This is a genomic window from Mesorhizobium temperatum, from assembly GCF_002284575.1.
Classification (GTDB): domain Bacteria; phylum Pseudomonadota; class Alphaproteobacteria; order Rhizobiales; family Rhizobiaceae; genus Mesorhizobium; species Mesorhizobium temperatum.
The window spans coordinates 152874-160590 of record NZ_NPKJ01000072.1; the positions used below are offsets into that span (position 1 = coordinate 152874).

The window sequence follows — 7717 nt, forward strand, 5'->3', positions numbered from 1 at the left end:
CAAGCTTCTCGGCTTTAGCTTTGAGAGCTGCCGCTACGGACGAGCTTCGTTGGCCGAGGTCGACCGCGGCGGGACCCTGTATTCGCTCAGCATCGTGACGACATCGGCGATCCGACTCTTGTCACTCTCCGTCAGCCGCAAATCGAGGTCGTCGGAGGTGCGCCCGACTTCCGGGACGGGGGCTTCAGCGGGCGCTTGCTCTCGCCGGGCGGAACCAGGCGGCCTGCCGCGCTTGCGACCACTTCTCACATAGCCGTTGCTCTCAGCGCCGTCAGGGATGCCGAACATATGGTCGGTCTGACCGGTGCGGCGTGGCCCGCGCTTGCTGCGTTGCAAGTCGCGGCCAACCTGCATCTCGGCAACCATCTCCAGAACGGCGTCCAGCCGCTTGTTCTCGACGATTGCCGAACGATGGACAGAGCGCAGCTTATCGAAGGCTTTGTAGGGCAGGGCAACGCCCTCATGCCTGATCTCGAGACGGCCATCGGGAGAGTCGCAGACGACCACCTTCTTGCGGGCGAGCTTCTTCGCGGTCTCGGTCGGGTGGAGAATGAACATCACCTTGTCATAGCGTAGCGTCAGGGCGTCGGTCAGCGTACGGACCTCCTTGCGGCACAGGGCGCCGTCCAGGTTGTCATGAGCGGCGAGGGGACGGTGCATGTCCTTCGAGTTGCGCGGCTCCTTGGCAAAGCGCACGTTGAAGTCCGCCATGAACGCAGTCGCAAAGACATTGGCCGCCTCGATCGTGCTGATGCCGCGCAGGCGCATCTCCTTTACAAGCCGGTCCTGCAGCGTCTGGTTGGCGCGCTCGACGCGGCCCTTCGCCTGTGGGGAGTTGGCGCAAATGATGTCGATGTTGAGCTCGTAGAGCGCCCGGCCGAACTGCGTCAGGCCGCTACCGCGGTCCAACTTAGAGCCGTGCGTTGTGCGGAAGATGCCGTGCTTGTCACTGTAGAATGCCAGCGGCTTGCCCCATGCCTGGAGATAGGCCTTCGCTGCATGAAAGTAGTCGAACGTGTTCTCCGAGCCGGCAAAGCGCAAATGTAACAGCCGGCCGGTCGCGTCGTCGATAAAGACGAGTAGGGCGCATTTGGGCCCGCGCTCCTCAAACCACCAGTGATGCGAGCCGTCGATCTGCACCATCTCGCCAAGACAGTCGCGCCGGCCGCGCGGCTGATGCAGCCTCCGCTTGCGCTCCCGCCGCAACGTCCAGATGCCCGCCTCCGTCATCCATTTGCGCAAGGTCTCCTTGCTTACCCCAAGCTGGTGCCGCTCAAGCAGCTTCTCGCGCGCCAGCGTTGGACCGAAGTCGATGTAATGTTCACGAATAAGCTCCAGCGCAAAGTCGCGAACGCCATCAAGAATGCGGTTGTTGGATGGACGGCCACGCGCCTTGTGGCGAAGGGCCGGCGCGCCTTCAGACAGAAACGTCTTCATCAGCCGCTGGACTTGCCTGGCCGAGACGCCAAGCAAACCCGCAGCTGTGGCACTGGTCATCCTTCGCTCGTTAACCCTCGAGAGAACCTCGATCCGCTGCAGCTCACGTTCGCTCATCAGAACCAGTCCCAACCTGCAATCTCCCGCGCTCTCGAAGGCGGGGAGATTGGCAAGGCAAAGGCAGGAGCGACATTCCTACTTTGCCAGATCCGGACATTTTAACTTAGCTGCTACACTCGAAAGTCGCATAATTGGCAGTGTGGAACGCGTGGTCATCCCGCAACCGACGCAGGCCACGCTGTGATGTCCGGAGTTGGCATTTCACGGGATTTACCAGTCCGGAATTATGAGTAGCCGGCGGGTGGTCTATGCCATTGAAAACAGGAGTGGTTTTTGGCCGCGGAGAGGGGTTTCCAATCCTAAGGCAGAGTTAATGCCCACAATGACAGTTTATTCTGGATTGGTAATAAGAGTGATTGGGGCCGTTGTTGGTCAACCCGCTTAGAGGCTGTTTTGAAAATCGGCTTGCTGGGGGTTCGGTCTGAGGCTGGGTTATGATTCAAGCGTTGGATGTGGACNAACGGTCAACGTCACCGTCAACGCGGTAAATGCAGCGCCGGTGACCGTGAATGACAAGCTTGTTATATCCAATAACACGACGGCAATATTTTCTGCCGCTGTTCTTCTGGGCAATGATACGGACGGCGACTCGGATAAATTGCAGATAGTGTCTGTATCTGGGGCGAATGTTACGTACAACGCTGTCAGTCAAACCATAACGTACAATGCAGGCCCTCTATCGAACAACGCGGTCAATGCCGGATCCTTCACGTATCAGGTATCAGATGGAAACGGAGGCCTAACCACGGGCACTGTATCGATTGATACAGTCAACGGAGACAATGTAAATCTGCTAACTCAGTACGCAACCCCAGCGTCCTATCAGGCATCCTACATCGATAGCGGATTTGGCACCGACGTCGACGACGGTGGTCCCTCAATTGACATACTCATTGGAGGCGCTGGTACAGATACCCTTCGAGGCGGTGCCGGGAGCGACATACTTCGAGGCGGTGCCGGAAGTGATACAATCGATGGGCAAGGTGCCGGGACCGATATCGACCTCATCGATTTTTCAGACGGAACGGGGGCAGGGCTCAATTTCACCTTGGTTCAGAGCGCGAGCGACACAGTTTTCAACGCTAGCGCCGCGAGCCTTGGAACCGACACATACAAAAATATCGAAGGTGTGATCGGGACGAATTTTGCCGATACACTCACCGGGTCGGCTTTCAACGACGTGCTCATCGGCGGCGGCGGAAACGACACGATCAATGGTAACGCAGGAGCGGACCGCATCCAGGGTGGCCTCGGCAAGGACACCATGACCGGCGGCGCCAATGCGGATACTTTCGTTTTCCTTGCGCCGAATGAAATGCCGATTGGATCCGGCAACCGGGATGTGATCATCGATTTCAGCCAGGCGGAAAGCGACAAGATTGATTTGTCGACCATCGACGCAAAGACACAGGTGGGATTTGTTGGCGATCAGGCATTTACTTTCGTCGCCAATGCGACTCCTGCAATCGATCCCGGAGTCCAAGCAAACAGCATCACTTGGTATCAGGATACTGTCAACAATGTCACAATCATACACGGCGATGTAGACGGGAACACAACGGCCGATTTCGAGATCCAGCTTTCGGGCCTCGTTACTCTCACAGCCGACGATTTCCATCTGTGAAACGAGCACCGACGATGACTGGTGTCGGCCCGCTTAGAGGCTGTTTTGAAAATCGGCTTGCTGGGGGTTCGGTCTGAGGCTGGGTTATGATTCAAGCGTTGGATGTGGACAGAGCAGAGCCGTGGCCGGATGGCCCAGATCGCCAAGAAGACCAAGCGCTACCCGTCTGATTTGACCGACGAGGAGTGGGAGCAGTTCGCGCCGCTGATGCNCAGAGCAGAGCCGTGGCCGGATGGCCCAGATCGCCAAGAAGACCAAGCGCTACCCGTCTGATTTGACCGACGAGGAGTGGGAGCAGTTCGCGCCGCTGATGCCCAAGCCTGGGCGGCGTGGGCGTCCGCGTGAGGTTGATTTTCGCGAGGTGATCAATGCGGTGCGTTACCTGGTTCGTTCGGGGTGCGGCTGGCGGATGCTGCCGATTCATTTCGGGCCCTGGCAGACGGTCTATGGGTGGTTTCGCGAGCTGGCGCGGCGGTTTCTGTTCCAGACGATCCACGACGTGGCTCTGATGCTGGATCGTGAGCGGGCTGGGCGCGAGGCGAGCCCTACGGCGGCGGTGATCGACAGCCAGTCGGTCAAGGCTCCGCAAGCTGGAACAAGGGGTTACGACGCCGGAAAAAAGATCGTCGGACGCAAGCGCCATATCGCCGTCGATACGGATGGACGCCTGTTGATGGTCAACCTAACGCCGGCCGATATCTCGGACAGCGCCGGCGCTCAGGCGATCTTGGATGGTATCCGCAAGCGCTGGCCCTGGGTGAAGCATCTGTTCGCCGATGGCGCCTACGATCGACTGAAGCTCATGGACAAGGCCGCCTATCTGGACTTCGTGGTAGAGATCATCCGCAGATCCGACGACCAGAAGGGCTTCGAAGTCTTGCCCCGCCGCTGGGTTGTCGAGCGCACCTTCGGCTGGATGACAAGATGGCGCCGCCTCGTGCGCGACTACGAGAAGCGCATCGACGTCTCTCACGCCATGATCCTTGTCGCTATGGGCGGCAATCTCATCCGCAGAAACGCTCATCCCTGAATTTCAAAACAGAGAGGACTCTTAGGTCGCTATTCGCCGTACCGGCGCTCCAGCGCGTTGGCAATTCGCTCGCAAAGCAATTCTGAGGTCACGACTGTGAGGTGGAGACGAAGGCGAATTCCGCGCGTATCAACTGAAACACCGCTTACTATCAACTAGGGTAGAGACAACACCGCGATCGGAGTACTCGGCGAGGTCGAGAACATCGTTGATGATGAAGTCTGGTGTTTCGCGGAGCTTCTTAGGGCGCTCATCCACCGGGTTCTCCTCCCAAATCGGTGGCTTTCCAGGCAGGCCGAGCCGAATTCGCTTGAATTCGGCGTAGCTCTCGGCAACGGCTTGAGTGTTGAATAAATGCCGAGTTGCTTTGTCATCTTCGACGACCTGGACAATTCATTGGCCGTCGACATTTTTCAATCGCACGTCATTCGGTTCTCCGGCAACCATATCCGCCATCCGTTTCCAGCAATCAAGAATGAGGAATGAAAAGTGAAAGTCCCAAGCCGCTGTACCGCTCTGTAGACAACAAGATCCCCCGACGTGACATTCAAATCCAGATTTCTGACAGCAGGTCGTCGCTACACGACGGCAATCCTTTCGATTCAGTCAGAATGCTCGACGCTCTAGAACGAAGGGCGCCTTGGTCAAAGGCGCCCTTCGCTTCGGCGACACGCTTCGACCCCCGGGAGGTCACGGGATCAAGCATTTCGCGCGAGCCGCAAAAAGCCACTTCTTTTGGCATCTCCGCTCAGCCAATGCTGGCTGAGCGGAGAGTCTAGCGCACCTAATCGTATGCGACGGGCGCCTTGGTCAAAGGCGCCCTTCGCTTCGGCGAAACGCTTCGACCCCGGGAGGTCACGGGATCAAGCATTTCGCACGAGCCGCAAAAAGCCACTTCTTTTGGTATCTCCGCTCAGCCAATGCTGGCTGAGCGGCGGGTCTAGCGCACGCAAACGTATGCGGGCGCTATGGTTCAATGCTTCGATCCGTCAGAACGAGCGCTGGAAGCGGAGCTGGCCGCCGAAGTTGTCGTCGTCATCAGCACCGGTCCAGTTGCTGACGGTCTCATCACCAAGATGGAAGTAGCTGGCTTCGGCCTTGATCGTCAGGCCGGGGACGATATCGTAAGCGATGTTCGCCACGACGCCGAGATTCTCGCCCTCGTCATACGAGATCTGGGTGTTGAACGAGGTCTTCTCGTTGATGGTGTAGGTACCACCGCCCCAGAGTGCCCAATTACCGCTCCACAGCTTGTACATGCCGCGGCCGCCGGCGGGGATTGCGAAGCCGCCATCCGTGTAGTTGTCGTCCGTGCCGTAGCCGGCCATGATGAACAGCGACAGGTTCTCCATCGGGGTGACGTCGAGGCGAACCTTGCCGGCCACTTCTTCATAGTTGCTGTCGTAGGCAACGACGCCAGTGATCGCGCCCCAGCCCTGCGTCCACTTCACACCGCCGACGACATGCGGGACGTAGCTGTCGATCGTGAAGTCGCCGTAACCTTGTTCGAGCGAAACCACGGCGGAGAAGCCGTTGCCGGCGTCGAAATAGTACTGGACGACGTTGGTGTCGAAGCCGCCGTAGGGAACCAGCGTATCGTTCATGACGTTGCCGGCGTAGCCGCTGAACGTATCGAAGGCCGATTCGTCCTTACCGACGCGCAGCCCACCGAGCTGGATCCAGGCGAAGTTCAGCGAAACGCCTCTGTTGTCGGCTTCGTTGAGGAGCGGAGATGTATCGCCTTGGGTGTTGCGGAAGTTGAAGCGGGTCTCGGTGTACGTCTTCAACGTGCCGAGCTCGGTTTCCTGGCCGGTCCAGGTCTTCAGCGCGAAGCGAGCACGCTTCCAGTAGGTATCCTGATCGTCGCCGTCCTCGACGTCGACGGTCCCCGCACCGGTTAATGTGCCGATGTCGCCGACGCCGATGTCGTAGCGGACATAGCCGCCGATGCGCAGGCAGGTCTCGGTGCCGGGGATGTAGAAGTAGCCGGCGCCGTAGACGTCACAGATGCGGACGTATTCAGCGGGTTCCGGCTCGGCAACGACGACGGCGTCGGCGGCGCGCGCACCGGAAACTGCGACCAGTGCCGCAGCGGAGCCGAGAAGAAGGCTCTTGATGTTCATTTTGATCTCCACTCAAAAGATTAAAAAAAGGGTCGGGGTATCCTTGCTGAAAAACAGCATCCCCTCCCCATCCCCACGATCGAAAAAAGAGGCTCATCGCGCTGCTTTTTCGCAGTTTGACGCTATCCGCGATTTTGAATAACGCAAGATATACTCCGCGCGACGCATTGGTATATACAAACAGCCGTTGTAATTATGTCACTAACATCTCATATATACTGTACATTTCGTGCAAACTATACAAACAACACAAACTGGACAGTTCGCACGATATTGCAAAATACATTGCGCAGTGCGTAGTGGCGCGTGCGACCCTCAATAGGGCCTTCACAGGCTCACAATGGGATCAACCGATTGCCGCGGTGCACTGATTTGCAGTTGGCTTCGTCAGCTGGACTTCATGTCGAGGAAAAGTCTCGTGCAGCCCGGATGACTTCTGCAGCCAGATCTTGCCGGAGCATCTCTATGGGAATTCGGCCATCAAGCCGAGGTGAAGGGGAGGTCAGCCAAAGCCACGCCGGTCTGGGATTGACGATCAAGGAGAGCACCTGTCGTATCCCCGGCGCGGGCCTACCGTCGATGAACTGAGCTAGGGGGAACACATGCTTGCGCGCGCCTTTCCGCAACGCAACTACATCATTGTGCCGCTGCCACCAATGCAATGTCGATCGCGGTATGCCGAAGCGTGCTTCCAGATAGGTGGGCCCTGCAACCGCGCCCGCCCAGTCTTCAATGCGCAGGCTATCGCTTTGCTGATCTCGCGCTTTTAGGACTGCGCACCCATGTGCGCCCTCGGTTCGAACCGTGAGCGGAGCCACCTCACCGGCGCTTTCATTGGAACGACGCACTGCTTCGGCTGCGAGCCTGCGAACAAATTCAGAGGCCAGGGCACTCAAATCGTCATGAATGGCCTGTCTGGGCGTTGCAGAAAGCAAATCGGCGGCAGTGCCTGTCCCCATGTGCGATGAGATTGAGCTCCCACCCTTCATAACTTCCGCGAACTGAGCAAGAACGCGCTGGACTTCCTTTGCAACCAAGCATGAAAACTCGTCCTGGCGAGGTTCATTTCCAAAATCAAATGATTTTGTCATGTGTGGCTCCCCTGCCGCGTAAGAGTCCGGTTGATTGCCTGCGCGATCGAATTGTGATTATGGGCTACGATTTCGTCATCGAAGTGTTGCGCCGTATCGATACCGAGGCCGGCTTCAAGGCGCTGCTCAGGCGTTGGATGGTCGAAAGAACGTTCGGCTGGCTAATACGCTGGCGCCGCGCGTGCGCGACTACGAACCACGCATCGACGTCTCCGAAGCCATTATCCACGTCGCCGTGGGCAGTCTTTTGATGCGCAACAGCAATTGAACTAATTCCCAAACGGACTCTTAG

At 58.0% G+C, this 7717-nt stretch carries 4 protein-coding genes and 2 pseudogenes; 3 read left to right on the forward strand and 3 right to left on the reverse strand.

Going from position 1 to position 7717, the window contains the following annotated elements; genetic code table 11:
* Positions 1–168: 168 nt before the first annotated feature.
* Positions 169–1554, reverse strand: a pseudogene (locus CIT26_RS30945) (ISNCY family transposase); the annotation flags it as partial.
* A gap of 430 nt (positions 1555–1984) precedes the next feature.
* Between CIT26_RS30945 and CIT26_RS30950 the strand changes: the two are divergent.
* A complete protein-coding gene (locus CIT26_RS30950; RefSeq protein ID WP_280951146.1) occupies positions 1985–3181 on the forward strand; it encodes an Ig-like domain-containing protein in 1197 nt (398 codons plus the stop codon).
* Between the two features lie 232 nt (positions 3182–3413).
* Entirely contained in the window at positions 3414–4211 is a 798-nt protein-coding gene (locus CIT26_RS30955) for an IS5 family transposase (RefSeq protein ID WP_095496083.1), read from the forward strand.
* Positions 4212–5200: 989 nt separating this feature from the next.
* On the opposite strand, the gene CIT26_RS30965 is transcribed toward CIT26_RS30955, so the two are convergent.
* Together CIT26_RS30965 and CIT26_RS30970 are read right to left on the reverse strand one after the other, a co-directional pair.
* Positions 5201–6334 (reverse strand): porin, encoded by a 1134-nt coding sequence (locus tag CIT26_RS30965; RefSeq protein WP_095496084.1) that lies wholly within the window; start codon positions 6332–6334, stop codon positions 5201–5203.
* A gap of 398 nt (positions 6335–6732) precedes the next feature.
* Complete coding sequence (locus tag CIT26_RS30970; protein ID WP_095496085.1) at positions 6733–7425, reverse strand: antitoxin Xre/MbcA/ParS-like domain-containing protein; 693 nt, start codon at positions 7423–7425, stop codon at positions 6733–6735.
* 68 nt (positions 7426–7493) lie between these two features.
* Here CIT26_RS30970 and CIT26_RS38070 point away from each other — a divergent pair.
* Positions 7494–7693: pseudogene (locus tag CIT26_RS38070) on the forward strand (transposase); the annotation flags it as partial.
* Positions 7694–7717: the final 24 nt, after the last annotated feature.